This is a genomic window from Paenibacillus sp. FSL E2-0201, from assembly GCF_037963325.1.
Classification (GTDB): Bacteria; Bacillota; Bacilli; order Paenibacillales; family Paenibacillaceae; genus Paenibacillus_AQ.
In genome coordinates, this window is sequence record NZ_CP150154.1 from 2,556,474 (window position 1) to 2,574,466 (window position 17,993).

General features: G+C 42.9%; 11 protein-coding genes. 6 read left to right on the forward strand and 5 right to left on the reverse strand.

All coding sequences use genetic code 11. The features are described 5' to 3' along the window. Nucleotides 1-9: 9 nt before the first annotated feature. Nucleotides 10-975 carry an ornithine cyclodeaminase gene (locus NSU15_RS11165; protein WP_042126459.1) on the forward strand — a complete coding sequence of 322 codons (966 nt, stop codon included), beginning with the start codon at nt 10-12 and terminating at the stop codon, nt 973-975. A gap of 250 nt (nt 976-1,225) precedes the next feature. On the opposite strand, the gene NSU15_RS11170 is transcribed toward NSU15_RS11165, so the two are convergent. Continuing rightward, the gene (locus NSU15_RS11170) at nt 1,226-2,968 is read right to left on the reverse strand and encodes an SGNH/GDSL hydrolase family protein (protein WP_339290378.1); all 1,743 of its coding nucleotides are present in this window, start codon (nt 2,966-2,968) and stop codon (nt 1,226-1,228) included. Between the two features lie 238 nt (nt 2,969-3,206). Here NSU15_RS11170 and NSU15_RS11175 point away from each other — a divergent pair, with 238 nt between their 5' ends. Beyond that, nucleotides 3,207-6,062: a glycosyl hydrolase 115 family protein gene (locus NSU15_RS11175; RefSeq protein ID WP_339290380.1), complete on the forward strand. Its 2,856-nt coding sequence runs from the start codon at nt 3,207-3,209 to the stop codon at nt 6,060-6,062. 55 nt (nt 6,063-6,117) lie between these two features. Here the strand turns inward: NSU15_RS11175 and NSU15_RS11180 are convergent, their stop codons facing one another. From NSU15_RS11180 to NSU15_RS11195, 4 genes are all read right to left on the reverse strand, one after another. Then, nucleotides 6,118-6,897 (reverse strand): AraC family transcriptional regulator, encoded by a 780-nt coding sequence (locus tag NSU15_RS11180; RefSeq protein ID WP_042126465.1) that lies wholly within the window; start codon nt 6,895-6,897, stop codon nt 6,118-6,120. Between the two features lie 93 nt (nt 6,898-6,990). Further along, the gene (locus tag NSU15_RS11185) at nt 6,991-7,611 is read right to left on the reverse strand and encodes a TetR/AcrR family transcriptional regulator (RefSeq protein ID WP_052414560.1); all 621 of its coding nucleotides are present in this window, start codon (nt 7,609-7,611) and stop codon (nt 6,991-6,993) included. A 44-nt stretch (nt 7,612-7,655) separates the two neighbouring features. Continuing rightward, nucleotides 7,656-8,846 (reverse strand): pectin acetylesterase-family hydrolase, encoded by a 1,191-nt coding sequence (locus NSU15_RS11190; RefSeq protein ID WP_339290383.1) that lies wholly within the window; start codon nt 8,844-8,846, stop codon nt 7,656-7,658. A gap of 169 nt (nt 8,847-9,015) precedes the next feature. Further along, entirely contained in the window at nt 9,016-12,147 is a 3,132-nt protein-coding gene (locus tag NSU15_RS11195; RefSeq protein WP_339290385.1) for an alpha-mannosidase, read from the reverse strand. Nucleotides 12,148-12,395: 248 nt separating this feature from the next. Between NSU15_RS11195 and NSU15_RS11200 the strand changes: the two genes are divergently transcribed. The 4 genes from NSU15_RS11200 to NSU15_RS11215 all read left to right on the forward strand — a co-directional run bounded on the left by NSU15_RS11200 (nt 12,396) and on the right by NSU15_RS11215 (nt 17,937). Then, entirely contained in the window at nt 12,396-14,210 is a 1,815-nt protein-coding gene (locus NSU15_RS11200; protein WP_339290386.1) for a sensor histidine kinase, read from the forward strand. Next, on the forward strand, nt 14,210-15,784 hold the full coding sequence (locus tag NSU15_RS11205) for a response regulator transcription factor (RefSeq protein ID WP_042126474.1): 1,575 nt from the start codon (nt 14,210-14,212) through the stop codon (nt 15,782-15,784). The genes NSU15_RS11200 and NSU15_RS11205 overlap by 1 nt, the downstream gene beginning before the upstream one ends. Nucleotides 15,785-16,065: 281 nt before the next feature. After that, the gene (locus tag NSU15_RS11210; protein WP_231574149.1) at nt 16,066-16,995 is read left to right on the forward strand and encodes an ABC transporter permease subunit; all 930 of its coding nucleotides are present in this window, start codon (nt 16,066-16,068) and stop codon (nt 16,993-16,995) included. Between the two features lie 18 nt (nt 16,996-17,013). Next, entirely contained in the window at nt 17,014-17,937 is a 924-nt protein-coding gene (locus tag NSU15_RS11215; RefSeq protein ID WP_042126475.1) for a carbohydrate ABC transporter permease, read from the forward strand. The last annotated feature ends 56 nt before the right edge of the window (nt 17,938-17,993 follow it).

A 17,993-nucleotide genomic window follows, 5' to 3' on the forward strand; every position in this document is an offset into this window, starting at 1 on the left:
GGCGACGGTATGCTGTACTTAAATGATCGAGATATACAATCAGTAGGTGTAGATTGGCCTGCTCTTGTGGAGTCGATAGAAACTGCTGTGGGTATCATCGATTCAGGCGATTATGTGCAGCCGGTAAAGCCGTACCTAAGGTATAAGAATCCACAAAACCGGATTATTGCAATGCCTGCTTACGTAGGGGGAGAGGTGAACACCGCAGGGATAAAGTGGATTTCTAGTTTCCCAGATAATATTCAGGCTGATCTTCCCCGCGCGCATAGCATCATTGTATTGAATGACCCAAGTACAGGTCAGCCTTCAGCCGTCTTGAACTCCCCGCTTCCCAGTATTATAAGGACTGCTTCCCTTAGCGGAGTAATGATCCGTTACTTTTTGCAGGCGCATTCTGTGGAACAGATTCATCTCGGGATTATCGGTTGGGGGCCAATAGGGCAGTATCATTGTCAAATGGTTACGGCTCTGTACGGAGATCGTATCGAGCGTATCCGAATTTTTGATATCAAGGGTGTTGATTTATCAGCGGTCACATCACTTTACAGAGATAGGATGGAAGTGGCAGAGACGTGGACAGACGTTTACCAGCATTCGAATATCTTTATTACTTGTACCGTATCAGAACATCGGTATATCAATCTTCCTCCTGAAAAAGGGAGTCTTCTGCTGAATGTTTCACTGCGTGATTATAAGCCGGAGGCGTTAGCTTTAGTAAAAGCCATAATCGTCGACGATTGGGATGAAGTGTGCCGCGAGAATACTGACATCGAACAGCTCCACCTGGAACAAGGACTGACCCGTGCCGACACCCGGATGATTACCGATGTCGTCTTGCGCCACAGCCTGGCTGAATTCGGCGAAGATGAACCGATTCTCTTCTGCCCAATGGGGATGGCCGTCTTCGATATCGCTACAGCGGTGTACTATGTGAATAAAGCGAGAGAAAACGGGATAGGAACTGAGCTAGAGTGAGAGCAATTCTGTCCATATGACAGCGATAACCCGCTTATTGAGCGGGTTTTTCATTATGTTATGCACTAGCATATGGGTTTCATATGGATATGTTTGCAACGTGGATCGCGGTTTATTGTGACTGGTTGATCAAAGGTGCTTTGTTTATTTGACGGTATATCAGTGGGAAATGGACAAAATTCCAAGCGATACAATAAAAACAGCCCCGATGAAGAATACATCGGAGCTGTCTTGTGACTGGTGCAACTGATTAAAGGGTATAACCGAAGCCTAGTATAGTAAAACACTTCTCCTGATCTTCGGGCACCATTCTGATTTCTATCTGATGCTCACCGCTAGCTTCGTTTTGATATAGAATTACCGGATTGCAATGTGTCCAGTTGTTCACGTGAGGATCAGCAGTAACGGCAAGGCTGCCGTCTACGAAAATATCCGCCTTGCCGAATTCGCTGCTGCCGGAATCCTTATATACGAGGATGAGATTTCTACTCGTTATTGTCAGCTTGAAGCTTTGTTCCCCTGATGCCCTTGAATGCATCCAATTATGAGGGAATTCCGGAGTGCCGTGAGAGTCGGTATCCATTTCTACCCGCTGCAAATCGGTATCGATCCCCGAAAATCCGCCTACTTCGATCTTACCTGCGTCAATATAGTTTGTTCGATCCAGCAGGAGGGTTCCGGCAAAATCATTCCCGATGACCGGGCGTTGATCCAATAAGATCTCATCTTCATTCATTAGTGATTTATGGGTTTCGGTGAATAAATAAGCGAGACAATCAGCCATTACCCGGTGCCCCTCATTTGTCGGATGATAGATATCATAGAAAAATTGCCGTTTAGAGATGATGTTGCCTTCAGCTTTACTCAGGCGGAACTGCTCGGATACGGCATCCTTTACACTAACCATAGGAAGATTATAATGTCGGCCAATGGGGGAGAGCCGATCCTGCAGGTTCCAGTCATTCATAAACACACTGAACAGAAGGATTACGGCTGGCTGATGATCGGCGGAAAGTATTTTTAAGCATAGGCTTTCAAAACAATTGCCCTTCGTTTCATCTCCTTCATCGTTTACGGCAAATTCCACGACCACGATATCCGGTGTTACGGAACCGTCTCTAAGAATATCTCTTTCATAACGGATGACGCCAAGCTCGGAGGGTGTTCCGCCGACCCCAGCCTTCACAAAATGGATGTTCTCGCCACCATTTGTGCCGAATAAGTTTTTAAATCTTAAATACGATTGATAGGCATAACATTCTGTGTGTATCGGCTTAGCACCGGCTCCTTGAGTAATGGAACCTCCAATATAAGCGATCGTGACTTCCTCGCCCTTTATAGCTTTATTTATGGCAGTTTTTAATCTTTTATTATTGCCAGCGTGCAGCAAGGATTGTGTAATAATCTTTTGGTACTCATTCGATTCAAAAGCAACTGGTGGTTCAAGGATTAGCTCTGGAACAGAATAACCGTCATGCAAATAAAAAATAACACTCGCAATCGCCAGTTCGCCTGCGTGATTAAATTCAAAAGCAAATTTTCCGAGCACATCATCTTCTTCAGAACCCGGACAATCTGCTAATCTCAAAATAATCTCTGAACCGTCGGCTGGGCAAGGTACACGTAAATAACTGCCGGTTTCATATTTACTAGTTTTGCCCCAGTGCTGCAATAAAAAAGTGACTGGATCTTCCTGCGCGTTAGTCCTTCTTACGGATACTCCGATACTGTGGACTAATTTGCGAAAGCCTGCACTGCTCCCCAGAAGCTCCAGAATTGCATCATCTGTTACGCCGCCTATAAATCTGGTCTTGTCGATCAGATAGCTACCTTCCAGATAAACTTCTTGAGACGGTTTGCCTTCAGCTCTTGCTGTTGCTTCAATTGCTGTTTCATACAGTACAAAAAAGCCGTTTCTACGATCAGCCGGGTCCTTTGGAGCCTTCGGACCTTCAATCTGTTCGCTTGCAATGAAATCGTTATTCTTTTCCATATGGATCATCCTCGCTTTGTAAGGTTCACTTATTATGGATGCGCTTGCAAATGAAATGATTGTGCTACAGGGAGATACCTGTTAACAGTAACACCAAATATCTAGATTGTTCAACCAATAAACAAAGTTTCGTTTAATAATTACAAAAACTTGCTAGTTTACACATGGAAGTTGAAATTGCTTACTTATATAATGTGCCTAGTCATACGAAAATAGGATGCTTAAGGGGAGAATAATCATGCCTACGCAGGAATTAAACCTTGTGAAGCAGGGCAAAGCTGCTAAGATTTACTTGGATCCCAAAGGGAAAGATTATGCCGGTTTGCGCCGCGTGGCTCAGTCTTTTGCAGCAGATGTTAAACAGGTAACGGAGGTAGAACCTGAGATATATACACAATTGCAGGAATTGGATGGAACCGTTATAATCGCTGGATCGATCGGCAGTAATGAGCTTATTGATCGTTTAATTGCGGAGGGAACAGTGGACGTGTCCGCCATTCAAGGGAAAAGGGAATGTTATAAAATTCAGGTAGTTGAAGAACCGACAGCAGGAGTGGACAAGGCGCTCGTCATTGTGGGGAGCGATAAACGCGGGACGATGTACGGGATCTATTCCATCTCTGAAAAAATTGGCGTTAGTCCGTGGGAATATTGGGCAGATGTTGTACCAGAGAAGAAAGCAACTTTGATCCTGTCCGATAACCAGCTACATATGATCTCCAAAGAACCTTCGGTTAAATACAGGGGGATTTTTTTGAATGACGACTGGCCGTCCTTGGGCTCTTGGGTAACTCAAAGATTTGGTGATTTTAATGAAGATTTTTATGACAAGGTGTTTGAACTAATTCTTCGATTAAAGGGGAATTATTTATGGCCAGCGATGTGGAGTGCCGAATTCAGCCTTAACGGTAAAAGCAATCCAATCGCCAACGCCCAGCATGCACAGGAATACGGCATTATAATGGGAACCTCCCATCATGAACCTTTATTTCGGGCAGGCAGTGAATGGCAGAAGGTATACAACCAATATGGAACAAGTAACCTATGGGATTTTGCCCGAAACAAACAGGCTATTACGGATTTCTGGGAAGATGGAATCAAACGGAATCAGGATTTTGACAATTTAATCACATTAGGGATGCGGGGAGAAAGTGATTCTGCGCTGGAGGGCTCCGACCAGGAGAATATTGACTTGCTGAAGGACATTATCCTTACGCAAAAAGAATTATTAAAGAAATATAATCTTGAGCACTCGCCCCAAATTCTAGCCGTATACAAGGAAGTGGAGAAGTATTGGTATGGCACTGCTGAGGTTGAAGGCTTGAAGGACTGGGAAGTCCTGAATGATGTTACGATCCTGCTGGCAGATGATAACTTTGGCAATCTCCGCAAAATCCCAACGGAACACGAACGCGATCGGAGTGCAGGGTGGGGGATGTATTATCATTTTGACTATCATGGTGGTCCGCATTCCTATGAATGGTTAAATACGATTCCGCTGGAGAAGGTATGGGAGCAAATGTGTATGGCATTCGACTATGGCATCCGTGATGTATGGATTGTGAACGTCGGGGATTTGAAGCCTATGGAATTGCCCATTTCCTACTTTATGGATTTGGCCTATGACTTTGAAGGTTGGGGTACCGGAGCGATTAATCGGACTGAGGAATATACCAAACGATGGGTAGAGCAGCAGTTCGGATATGCACTGGAACAAGAGACATGCCTGGGCATTGCGCAATTGCTGAGTGATTATACCCGAATGAACGGCCGCCGCAAGCCGGAGATTATTTATCCGTCAACCTTCAGTCCAATCCATTACAATGAGGCACAGAGAGTTGTGGAACAGGCGATTAGGATGGAGAATGCCGCTGACCAATACCTTGCTCTTATTCCTAAATCATTAAAAGATGCGTACTACCAGCTTGTATATTTCCCTGCTGCTGCCTCAGCCAATGTGCTCAAAATGCAAATATATGCTGGGCTTAACGAGCTATATGCTAGACGAGGCAGTGTATTGGCAAACACTTACGCTACTCTGACCCATGAAGCAATCGAAAGGGATAAACAGCTGGAGCAGGTTTATAATAACGAAATTTCAGAAGGAAAATGGCAAGGAATGATGAGTTCCCCTCATGTCGGGTATATTCACTGGAATGCAGAAGGGTGGAAATATCCAGAGGTGGGCACGTCGATTCCCGCTAAAGGCTCAATATTGATTGTTGATGTTGAAGGTACGGAGCAAGCGTATGTTGCGGGTACGGCAAAGCTTCCGGTATTTACAAATCTGCAAAAAGAAAACTATTGCATTACTATCAGCAACGGTGGAGAAGCGGGCTTTGAATATCAGGCAAGAAGCAGTGTAGCTTGGGTCAAGCTTGAGAAAACATCGGGTTGGATCAAAGCTGGGGAGAGCTTACAGGTTTCTGTAGATTGGGAAAAGGTTCGCGAGACATCGAAGGGTGAAATTACGATCTCTGGTGCCGGGGGCACCGTTAAGGTGAATGTAGCTGTGGACTGGACTGACATTCAGGATATGCCAGCGATGACCTTTATCGAGGCGCATAATAGAGTGGCAATTGAAGCGGAGCATACCTCAAGCCGTGTTGCACAATCAGGGGTGGAATGGAAGACCATTGCTAACTATGGGCGTTCTTTATCCTCGGTTAAAATGTTTCCGGATGCTGTATCGTTTGAACAACCGGAGTGTGCACCTTATCTGGAATATCGGGTTTTAGTACAGCAGGCGGCAGATTACAGCTTAACCGCGTACATTGCCCCAACGAACAACCTGTCACAGTCCAGTGGATTAAAATATGCGATAGGCTTCGATGCACAGACGCCAGTGATTACGGATGCTCTACCTACGGATTTTGCGGGCGGCAATCATGATAATGAACCGTGGTGCCGCGCAGTTATGAATAATATCCATACCGTGACCACCATTCATGCTTTAACGAAGGGTATCCATACCCTCCGCTTTTACGGATTGGATGCGGGCCTGGTCCTGCAAAAGCTTGTGTTGTCCGCTGCGGAGCTGCCGTATTCTTATTTGGGCCCAGAGGAGAGCTTCTATACTAGGGGGACGCACTAATTCATAGTTAGAGCTAATTAAAGGGTTGAATCCCCGAATGGTTCAGGATCCTCCGTTATTTCAAGGCAGATGACGGAGGATAACCCTTGATATTTTTGAAAACATTACTGAAGTAGGCGACATCTTGATAACCACAGTGTTCTGCTACTTCGGACACATTGAAGCCACCTGCCGACAGAATCATCTCGGCATTGTTTACCCGTACTTTATTTATGAATTCTTTATAGGTGGAACCGGTGTTTTGCTTGAACAGCTTGCCAAGATATACTGGATTTAAGGCAACCAAATCAGCTAGTTCCTTGATCGTAACTTCCTCCGAATAATGATCCATAATATAGGTCATTACTTTTTGGATTCTCAGATCTATCAGAGGTGTCTCTTGATGGTGGGTTATGCTTAACAGACGATACACGATCAGTTGAAAAATGGCTCTGGCCTTCATTTTATAAAAAGGCTGTTTGCCCATCCATACATGCGAGAAGTCTTTGATGTCCGCTAGGATCTCTTTAGTTCTCAAGTTTTTGGTTACGGTCTCAAAAGGGAGCCGCACATGATTGTCCTCCCCCTCCCAGAAGAAATTAAACGCAAAAGAACGCATGGGTGCCTCCTTAAAGGTCTGCGCTTCCCGAATACTTCCGGAAGGTGCATAGAGCATATCACCAGCTTCAACCGTAAATTTCTCCCCATTAATAAAATAGTTCGATTTCCCTTCCACAATGAAGGTAAGGTCATGGAAATCAATTTTGCTCCTCGTTATCTCCCAATCCGGGAAGGATCTGCGGTCGACGAACAAAAAAACATTTGGAACTAGATTCTCATATTTGCCAATGTCCATTTCAGCCATTGCTCCTTCCATTAACTAGAGCCGCACTAATACCGATTGGTATATTATACCGAAATGAAACCTATTACGAAAAGACTCTTTTAATCATCGGGAATGCCGTACGCCATGCATAATAAAATCCTTGAATTGTCGGTCCGTTGCCCGGTCTTCCTCCGTAACCACACCACCTCGCTGATGCGTAATAATAACAGCTTTTTGTAAATACATGAAATACAGGTGGGTGGATTTCTGTAGAATACCTAGCCACTTATTTTTTTCCTCGGGAGCCACTGCAGTTGTCTCAAGCAGTATAAGTCGTGAATACCAGCCTTCCATAGCCTTCTTAAAGTCAGGCAGCTCCGCAGGATTCTTAGAAAGGGTGCTGTAGTAAACTCCAAAAATGGCATCATAGTAAATCAGTGACTCCTGATGATCTCTCAGCGCCAAATATTTATCCAGAATGTTCTCAAGTGATTGTACCGGCTGTTCAAAATCAAAATCAAACAGCAGCTGTCCAAACATCCGCTCCAGGTTCTCAACATAAATTTGAGCAGCTAATTCTTCTTTGTCCTTATAATGATGATACAAAGTACGCCGGGAGACACCGGCTTGTTCCGCAATCTGAGCCATATCTGTGCGCTCAATACCTTGAGCACAGAACAAGCTCAGCGCTGCATCCTTAATGATCTCCCTCGTCATTTGCATCTGCTTTTCACGCAAATTCATTAATTTTCTCTCCTGCCTTGTGCGAGTATTTCGCTAATTCTGTGCTATTTCTGAGCTGGCTTCGAAGTCGTGAGGAACTTGCTGCCCACGGAATAGGGTTTCTGCTGGTTGACCGCATCACCGAGCCATTTTAGAAGCTTCACGCCATCCTGCTCAGCCTGAAAGAAGGTCTCTCTGGTGGCAAAAGTGTGCGGAGTTGTACCCGTCTTAGCGTTCAGCCCAAAGTCGGTCAGATAGTAATAATAATTAGGTAAAGTGGCAGCCAAAGAAGATACAGATTGGCGCATTTCCTGTGACCATTCATTAATAATGCGTTGATCTCTAGGCCCCGTGTAATCGTTGATGTTGTTCTGAAAGTGGATCAGAATCTCGTCAAATACCGAGTAGGATTGCAATATTACCGCATTCTCAGGCAGTAGATGACCGTTCGCTTTAAATGCTGCCCCGATGATATCCGCTTCGGGGGTATACCCAAAGTTCTTAACGAAGTCTGCCTGCCATTCCTTATTCACAACATTTGGCCACTTGTCTGATTTCAGGAAGGAACTGTCTGAATATTGGAAGAGCTCGGAGTCTTTGTAATGAGAGGCAATCTCCGGAGCCCAGAAGGCGGACCCGAATCCACCAGCGCTTTCGCCGGCAATCAGTAGTTTGTCGGGTTTATCTACGTTGGTATATATCCAATCAAGGCTGCTTCGCACATTATTGCTGCCGTTATAACGCATAGTAAAGGTGCTGCCGTCTTCTTTTTTATATTCAACTGTGCGGTTGCCGATATGGAAATCACCGGTCGAATAGGGAAGGTAGACCACATTCCAGCCATGAAAAGGATTGTCAGGGTTATCCGTATCCATCATGCCTCTCAGCAATGTCAGCATATAGAAGGGGATGTTCGGGAAATAGTTGCCCGTATCTCCACCTTTAATGAAGTTCATTAGCTTGATGGGGTGCGCGGCGCTTTGGGCATCCCAACTGGCCCCTCCACCGGAAAAGAAGATGATCCAGTTATTAGTCTCCCCCTTTTTATTCCAGATAAAATACTCTGATCCATCACTTGAAATGACATTTCGGTCCAGCTTGGCCTTATTCCACTGGTAAGGCTTCACTTCCGTGATTACGGGGGTGGTGGTCACCGGTCTCTTGATCACAAAAGCGCTAATCGCAAGAATAGCAATCAAAGCAAGGCTCAATAATCCAATGCTTGTGAATATCGTAATTTTCCCCATTCTTCTCATATACATCTCTCCCTTAATTGGAGTATACGCTACGTTAACTCATTGCGCAACGTGTATACTTAAAATGCGAAAGAAACAATCATACTCGAAAAACGGGGTGTCCTCGCAGCCTTTTATACATGGCTACAGGGACACCCCGATTTTGTATGTTACTTCATTTAATTAGGATCTACACTTCGATTTCAAATGTTCTAATTTCGTAAGGTTCAAGTACAAAGGTAATAACAGGTTCAGTATGAACCTCACCTTCAGGACGTTCCATTAGATTGCACTCTTGCCATGAAATAATGTTCAAGTCGCTCGTCATATCAATTTGCTGGCGGCTTCCGGAATAGTCGTGAACACGAACGATTAATTTGTGTCCATCCTCAGATTTCTTAAGGGCAGATACCATAACCGTATCCGTTGAAAGACGAATCATAGACTTAGCTTCCACTTCAGCTTGCCCCTTGGTGCTACGCAGTGGATTGTTGATGGACCAGGCTTGACGGACTGTGTCACCTTGTAGCCAATCACCAGTATGCGGCAGGATAGAATACATGAATGTGTGCTCGCCTTGATCCGCTTCAGGGTCAGGGTGCGTTGCCGATTTGATTAGGGATAAACGCATCACATTATCCTTGATGTCGTAGCCATATTTGCAGTCATTCAGCAAGCTAACGCCATAACCACGATCAGATAAATCTGCCCACTGGTGACCCACAGTCTCGAATCTAGCGTAATCCCAGCTAGTGTTCCAGTGTGTTGGACGCTTAACATTACCGAACTGGATATCATAAGTGGCTTCGGTAGCTCTTATCGCAACAGGGAAGGCTACTTTCATTAGCTGTTTTTTCTCATGCCAGTCTACGTTCGTCACGAAGTCGATACGACGATGCACAGCGTGTAAGATCATTTGCTGTTTAATCGTGGAATCCATATAGCTCCATGTGAATTGCACAATACAACGCAATGAACCATTTTCTATGACTTCAATGCTAGTGCAGTCGATCACTTCGCGCATTTTTTGCTGATAGTAGATGTCAATGTCCCAAGCTTCATGTGCTAATGGTTTATCCTCAAACACTTGGAACACGTTACCGTGACTTCCATTAGCTAATACTTGACGCTGTTCGTGTTTATCATAGATGGATGACAATTGACCTTGCTCGTTCCACGCTATTTCAAGGTGAGGCGTTGAAATTCCTGATTCATTCAGCTTGAATGGAGAGCTGGATGGCTCAGTAATTACATCTTCTACAAAGGAGATGGTGGTGTATCCGAGAGAAGGAATGTCGGACACTTCAATGATCCAACGGTCACCTTCACGCTGAGCTTTCAACGGTTTACCTTCTATGTTTATCCAATGTCCTGTTTCCATGCCAGGCTCTATAGTAATTTCTACGAGCTCAGTCAATTTCCAAGAAGCATTGTTCCAGATAGTATATTTACCGGCTTCACTTCCGTTCACTAGTGCCTTCGTAGATTGTTCCCATACAGATTGACCAATGGCTTCAGCTTGAGCATATTCAATCGTACTGTCTTCATACACTTCACGAATCGAAGAACCTGGAATAATATCATGGAATTGGTTCCGTAGAATAATTCTCCAGCCTTCATCTAGATCGGTCTGACGATAGTTCGACCAATCTTCAGACACTACACTTTGCAGTGCGTTTAGCCATTCCGCCTCGCGGTATAGCAGTTCAAGCTTGCGGTTCATCCGCTTATTGTAGGCTTGGCTAGTGTACGTGCCACGGTGATATTCTAAGTAAAGCTCGCCATCCCACACATGGACATAACGATCTGTATTTGCAACGGTGTCTTGCAGGTTACGGAAGTAATCTCCCGCTGTTCCTGTTTCAATCTTCGGAAGCCCTGGGAGGTCATTGAGTCTGCGGCGCATCTCTAGCATTTCACGGTTAACCCCGCCGCCGCCATCACCATATCCGTAAGAAAGTAACAGATTACGATTCACTTCTTTATCCCGGTACGTATCCCAAATGCCTTTTACAGTCTTAGGAATGATGCGGCCATTATAAGTATAGAACCAAGAATCTTCTTCAGACCAAGGCTCTGGCGTTGTAATGAAATGGGTTAATACTTCAGTGCCATCAATACCACGCCATTGGAAGGTATCATGTGGCATGCGGTTGTATTGATTCCAGCTAATTTTCGTGGTCATAAACGTATTGATTCCTGATTTTTTTAGAATTTGCGGCAAGGACCAGCTATAGCCAAATACGTCCGGCAACCATAAATAATCACATTCAACACCAAATTCATTACGTAAGAAGCGAGTACCATACAGCAATTGACGGACAAGAGACTCACCTGAGGTCAAGTTACAATCTGCCTCGAGCCACATGCCACCGCCAGCTTCCCAGCGTCCTTCAGCTACACGTTCACGAATCTTCTCATAGATTTCCGGATAATCATTCTTGATGTATTCATAAAGCTGAGGTTGAGTCTGTAAAAAAGTATAGTCCGGGAACATTTCCATCAGACGGAGTACGGTCGAGAAGGAACGCGCACATTTCTCACGGGTATGCTTCAATTGCCATAACCAAGCTACATCAATATGGGTATGACCAATACAGGTAACAGTAACTGGCGAAGACTTCTCCATTTTATTAATTTCATCACGCAAATAATTACGAGCTTCCTCGATGGAAGCGTAGAAGAGCTCTGAACCTGGACGAGACCAGTCAATCAGAAGAAACGAGCGGTCAACTGTACTTAGTAGCTGTGTATACTCTGGTGTTTTGGAATCAAGTACGTTCAGCGTCTCAACTACAGCAAGCGCGGTAAAATAGAAATCATCCGTTGCTTCGTCCAGCCAACAAATTTCAGCCATACGAATGCCATGGGTTTGATCTTTCTTTGGGCCGCCACCTTCTAGTCCAGACCATAACCGGAAGGTCAGTGGAAGCTTCGTACCTACCGTTTCATCTGGCAAAAACACTTCTGTATGATTGGAATCTACACCTTGATAGGGCTTGCCGTTGTAAAAGAACAGGGATTCAAAGCCGGAGTTGTTTCCAGCACCCGTCTCGCCAAAATCAAATCGACCCAGTACCCTGCGTCCTGCCCAAGAGGCGGGTACGTCTATCTGTGTCGTTAGCCATAAATACAAATCGCGGCCTTTCCAGGTATCGCCAACCTGTAGCTTAGACCATTCTCCATCCACAGGTGGTTCCGCCGCAATTTCACCTTGTTCGTCAATCATGGAATTGAAAAAAGGAATGTGTATTCGATCCCGGTAACGATATTCGGAAATCTCGTTTAGTTGGGAGTTGAGTTTACGTTTGGTTAGAAACATGAGTAATAGCCCTCCATAATCTTGATGGGGGACGAGGATGATAAGACTTATAGGGTGATTACAGGTTTGTTTGGGGGGGAGAAACCAACTATAGACGATTTTAAGCGATATGTAAACTCATGATAAAGAAAAAGGTTGCAAGGAGGAAAGATTTACATCTAAAAATGAATGCGCTCCCATTGCACAAAAAGAAAGGTGGTGTTAAGCTTCTAATCCTAAAGGTTAGATTTTGAAGGAAGGTGAATTTGTTGAATATAAAGAAATTTTATCAAAATCATTTACGGAAAAAACTGTTTAATAAAATTTTAGCTATATATTCATCCATCATCATTATTACGCTCATTGCCTCTTCCATTACCGTTTATAAATACTATGAACAGACGATCACGCGTCAACATGTTGATGCTAATCGAGAGGTATTGGATTACGTGAGTTTATATATGAATCAGCAGTACGAAGGGATCCAATTGGCCATTCAGCAAATTTATAGTGATGCTTCTGTAAGTGAGGATTTGTCCTACTTTTTGCAACATGATTATGGAGATTATCTCAAATATCGTTTAGATCAGTTTGCTGAAATTGGGAGCTTTGTACCCCATACGTTCGATACTTATTTCAAAACGTATTTGAATCAAAAAAGCGGCATTTCTGACGTTATCTTATATAGCACTGAAAAAGAATTTTATTATTTATATAAAAATAATACACGACAACTCTACAAGAGAGATATAGATATTTCTGAGCAAAAATCACCCTTACCCAAGAATGGTTGGATTTCGCATGAAAAAAAATTATTACTTAAGGAAATAAGGGAAGACAATAACAATTTATATACGATGACCAGGGAACTTGAAGATCCGATTTCGTTGAAAACGATAGGTATGCTCATAATTGATTTTGACGCTGAACTTATTTCAAAATGGCTGGGTACGAAAGGCACCGAGAGTAATGGCCAAGTGTTAGTTCTAACACCAAGCGGAGACGTCATATATGATTCCTTAGGCAGGTATATGGGACAGCAGTATCCACATATCGCTGGTCTTTATTCAGACGGCTGGACGGCACTGGATGGCATATCCAAGGTTAACTTAAATACAACGAATAGCTCAGGTCTTATCGTAGCAGGAATCATTCAGAAGTCGCAGGTCAATAAAGAAATGCTTGTTGTACGAAATTGGATTATCGGGATTACGGCCGCATTAATTGTTGCGGCAATGGCGATTACATACGGAATCATTTTACGTTTCTCTAAAAAAGTGAAGATCATTGTCAAATCTATGAAGCGCTTACAGGAAGGCGACTTAAGCACACGGATTCACCTTAATCGGGAGGATGAATTGCAGCTCATTGCAAACAATTTTAACTATATGTGTGAGCGATTAGAGTTATATATTAATAAAGTTTACATTTCAGAAATTACGCAAAAAAATGCAGAGCTTGTGGCTCTCCAGTCGCAGATTAATCCGCATTTTTTATATAACACGCTTGAAGCTATAAGGATGCGGGCCATCTCGCAAGGTGCGAAGGACGTAGGTCAGATGATTTACATTTTATCGACATTATTCCGAACGATGATTAAGAAGAATATGGTTGTTACCATCGCGGATGAAATTGAATACTGCAATCTGTACCTTGAGTTGTTTCAGATTAGACATCAAGATAAGCTTCAAATCGAGTCGCGGATAAGTCCAGTGGCCATGAATTGTTCTATCGTTAAATTGCTCATCCAGCCGGTCATAGAAAATTATATTGTTCACGGATTCAGGCCCGAGCGTTTCGATAACCTAATACGGATTGAAGTTACTGAAGCAGACGGGGAAATTCAAATCGCTATCAGAGATAACGGAAACGGGATTATTCCAAGCAAGCTTATGGAACTACAACAAACGCTTCAAGTCAGTATGCGAATGGATGCACCACCGTCCTCGCTCGGACTATGTAATGTGAATGAGCGGATTAAACTTTATTACGGGACTGAATATGGGTTAACGATTGCTAGTGAACTAGGTGAAGGAACAACAGTCATCATGAATATACCAGTGGTAAGGGAGAGTACTAAATAATGCACAACATACTTATTGTGGATGATGAACCTCTTATTCTTGAAGGATTACGTTCAGTGATCGAATGGGAAGATTATGGACTTAGAATCGCAGGTCAAGCGGGTAATGGGGAAGAAGCTTTAGAATTTCTGCATCGGCATAACGAAGCCATAGACATATTAATTACAGATATTACGATGCCAAAGCTTACGGGTCTTGAGTTGATTCAACAAATCAAGTGTTTTGATTCAAAAATGAGATTTATTATCCTAAGCGGCTATGAGCAATTTGAGTATTTAAAAGCCGGAATGAGTCTAGGCATTGAGAATTATATTCTTAAACCCATTAATATAAAAGAATTGGAATCGACCATCGAACAAATTGTTGAAGTCCTCAATCAAGAGGATGTTGAACAATTTCATGCGAAGGAGGATCAGCAAGTTTTACGTAACAATATTCTAAATCGCTGGGTCACTGGAAATATAGATCGACAGGAGCTTATGCATCGTTCAAAAGTGTTGAATATTTCGCTGGACTGCTCTTTTTTTACGGTGGCTGCGATTCGGCTTATTACGGAGCATGAAGGGGAGGAGGGTCAGCATCAACTGCACCCTAATCAACTTGTGGAAGAATGTTATCGTATCGCTGTGCAGTCCGTATCTAAGCGAGGAACGGTTATTGTATTTATAGATATGGAAGGTGATCTTGTTCTTATTGTTGCGGAGTCAGCTGAAGATGAGAACAAAGAAGAGATGTATTGTATGCTGGAACAGATTCAATCTGAGATTATGCATGAATTAGGAAAGTCTGTCTGGATCACGATAGGAAGTAAGGAATATACGTTTCAAGAAGTGCCACAAAGCTATAACAAAGCGAAGAGTTTATATGTGGATCATCTGATGCTGCCGAGCTACCCGATTATAGATGTGGATAAACTATCGAAGATGATGTTACACGAGGAAAAGCTTGAAATTGATTATGAAGCCTTTACGAAATTGTTGTTATCTGGTGAACGTGAGGCGGCCAATCAATTTATCGCGGAAACCTTCGAAAAGCTATTTGGTTGTGGCATGATCACCCGCATGGATAATTACAACGTGGCGATTGAATTAATGTTGATCGCTAAGAAAATGGAGAAGAACTCTAATTTTAGTGCTGTATTTAATCCTTTACTACGTATCCATACCATTGAGCAGCTGCTTCATCATGTGCAGGAAAGTGTGAATGAAACGCTGGATCAATTATCGTTAGTGAGTGATGAACTAAGCCCGAATATGAGATATATGGTGGATCAAGTAAGCAAACATTATAGAGAAGAGCTATCTCTGAAGACGCTCAGTCAGCGAATGAATATGCATCCTACTTACTTGGGACAGCTATTTCAGAAGGAGATGGGGCGAAGCTTCTCTGATTATGTAAATCAATTCCGAATTGAAAAAGCAAGACAACTGCTGCTTCAAACTACACTATTAACCAATGAGATTGCAGCTGAAGTAGGGTATTTAGATCCAGCATATTTTTATCGCCAATTCAAAAAATCAGTAGGCATATCTCCAACCGAGCTTCGAAAGATGTATATAAAAGAAAAGTCGTAGCATAAAGGAAATGTTCCCGGGTATCACGTTCAAGTGTTGGGTTCACGAACGTTGGTCACGAGAATGTTTCCTTTTTTTATGTTTAAATTATTAGGAATTTTAAGCCTCGGAATGGTCGTTTCTCCTGGCGATCTTTAATTTTTACATATCATTCTGGATTTTTTCAACTTTATGAAACCGCTTTTATAGCGCAGAATTAAAGATAGTTAAAGGGGCAAGGAAATAAGAACGAAAGGGAATTACGGGGATTGTTTGGGGATAGAGAAGGGGGATGTAGAATAGTGTCTGCATTTTTCAAAAGCTTAAATAAGGATAAAGTGCTGTGGTTTATGGTATTACCAGGGACAATATGGTTCCTAATCTTTTGTTACTTACCTATGTTTGGAACGATCATTGCCTTTAAGGATTTCAAGATTCACCGGGATGGATTTTTTGCAAGCGTTTTAAATAGTAAGTGGGTTGGACTTGAAAATTTCAATTTTCTGTTCTCAACAGAAGACGCCTATCTTATTACAAGAAATACGATTCTTTATAACTTGGCTTTGATCTCTCTCGGTCTTGTTCTTGCGGTGGGCATTGCGATCACCTTGAATGAACTTGTGAACAAACGGATGGCCAAAGCGTATCAAACGGCGATGTTTATGCCTTACTTCCTTTCTTGGGTTATTATTAGTTTCTTTACGTTCAGTTTCCTAAGTGTAGATAAAGGGATCTTGAACCAAGTGATTGTGTACTTCGGAGGCGATCCTGTTTCCTGGTATGGGGATACTCGCTTTTGGCCATATATCCTTATTTTCATGGGGATATGGAAATCTATCGGATATTCGAGTGTGGTTTACTTAGCAGCTATAGCGGGGATCGATAAGTCCTACTATGAAGCAGCTATGATTGATGGGGCTAGCAAATGGCAGCAAATTAAGTTTATTACGCTTCCTCTGCTTAAACCTTTAATGGTTACGCTTACTATTCTAGCGATTGGTGGTATTTTTAGATCGGACTTCGGGTTGTTCTATCAAATTCCTCGAGATTCCGGTGTTCTATACTCCGTAACGAATGTTATCGATACTTATATTTATCGAAGCATGAGTACGACAGGAAATCTAGGAATGAGTACAGCAGCTGGTTTATATCAATCGATCGTTGGATTTATCATGGTGCTTGTAACGAACTCCATTGTGAGAAAGATCAGCAAAGAAAACGCGATATTCTAGAAAGGAGTCATTGACGTTATGGAAGTATTTAAACGTAAGCATAAGGAAATCGACAACAACGCCATTACTCCTTTTTGGAATGTGGTACTCAATATTGTGATTGGAATCTTCGCCTTTACTTGTGTGTTTCCGTTCTTGTTTGTTATAGCTATTTCTTTTACGGATGAGAAAGTCCTTGCTTTAAATGGATTCAGCTTAATTCCAGAAAAATTTAGTTTGGCGGCGTATCAGTTTGTTTTTAACACAGGTGATCAGTTGTTTCGGTCCTTTGGTGTTACCTTAGTGGTTACTGTACTAGGTACGCTCATTAGTTTGTTTCTAATTACAACTTACGCCTATGTTCTTTCTCGAAGATCATTTCGCTATCGTAATTTCTTCAGCTTCTTTGCCTTCTTTACGATGTTATTCTCAGGCGGAATGGTTCCGAACTATATTGTGGCTACGCAGTTTTTACACTTGTACAACACGATTTGGGCTTTGATCTTACCAATCGCAATGAATGCATTCTTTATTCTAGTAATGCGGACCTTCTTCCAGACCACCGTACCTGATGCGCTAATTGAGGCAGCAAAAATAGACGGTTCAGGGGAGTTCCGGACATTCTTACAAATTGTACTTCCGATCTCTTTGCCGGGGATTGCAACGATTGGACTGTTCTGTACGCTGGGTTATTGGAATGATTGGTTTAATGCGCTGCTGTATATTGATGATGCGAGTCTTGTGCCGCTCCAAGCGATGCTGATGCGAATTCAGAATAATATGGAGTTTGTCATTCAGAACAGTATGCAGATGGGATCAAGCTTTGAGATTGCTGCGACCTTGCCGACAGAAACGGTTCGAATGGCGATGGTTGTACTGGCAACCTTGCCTATAGCACTAGCGTATCCGTTCTTCCAAAAGTATTTCGTACAAGGCTTAACCGTAGGTTCTTTGAAAGAGTAACACTACTAAGATGTATTTATTCGAGTCGCTAATATAGGAAACGATATAAATAAAAA

Coding starts and splice junctions, on each gene's coding strand:
- NSU15_RS11195 (WP_339290385.1), bottom strand. CDS start 12,147: ATGTTTCTAACCAAACGTAAACTCAACTCCCAACTAAACGAGATTTCC.
- NSU15_RS11215 (WP_042126475.1), top strand. CDS start 17,014: ATGGAAGTATTTAAACGTAAGCATAAGGAAATCGACAACAACGCCATT.
- NSU15_RS11175 (WP_339290380.1), top strand. CDS start 3,207: ATGCCTACGCAGGAATTAAACCTTGTGAAGCAGGGCAAAGCTGCTAAG.
- NSU15_RS11180 (WP_042126465.1), bottom strand. CDS start 6,897: ATGGACATTGGCAAATATGAGAATCTAGTTCCAAATGTTTTTTTGTTC.
- NSU15_RS11190 (WP_339290383.1), bottom strand. CDS start 8,846: ATGAGAAGAATGGGGAAAATTACGATATTCACAAGCATTGGATTATTG.
- NSU15_RS11185 (WP_052414560.1), bottom strand. CDS start 7,611: ATGAATTTGCGTGAAAAGCAGATGCAAATGACGAGGGAGATCATTAAG.
- NSU15_RS11165 (WP_042126459.1), top strand. CDS start 10: ATGCTGTACTTAAATGATCGAGATATACAATCAGTAGGTGTAGATTGG.
- NSU15_RS11205 (WP_042126474.1), top strand. CDS start 14,210: ATGCACAACATACTTATTGTGGATGATGAACCTCTTATTCTTGAAGGA.
- NSU15_RS11170 (WP_339290378.1), bottom strand. CDS start 2,968: ATGGAAAAGAATAACGATTTCATTGCAAGCGAACAGATTGAAGGTCCG.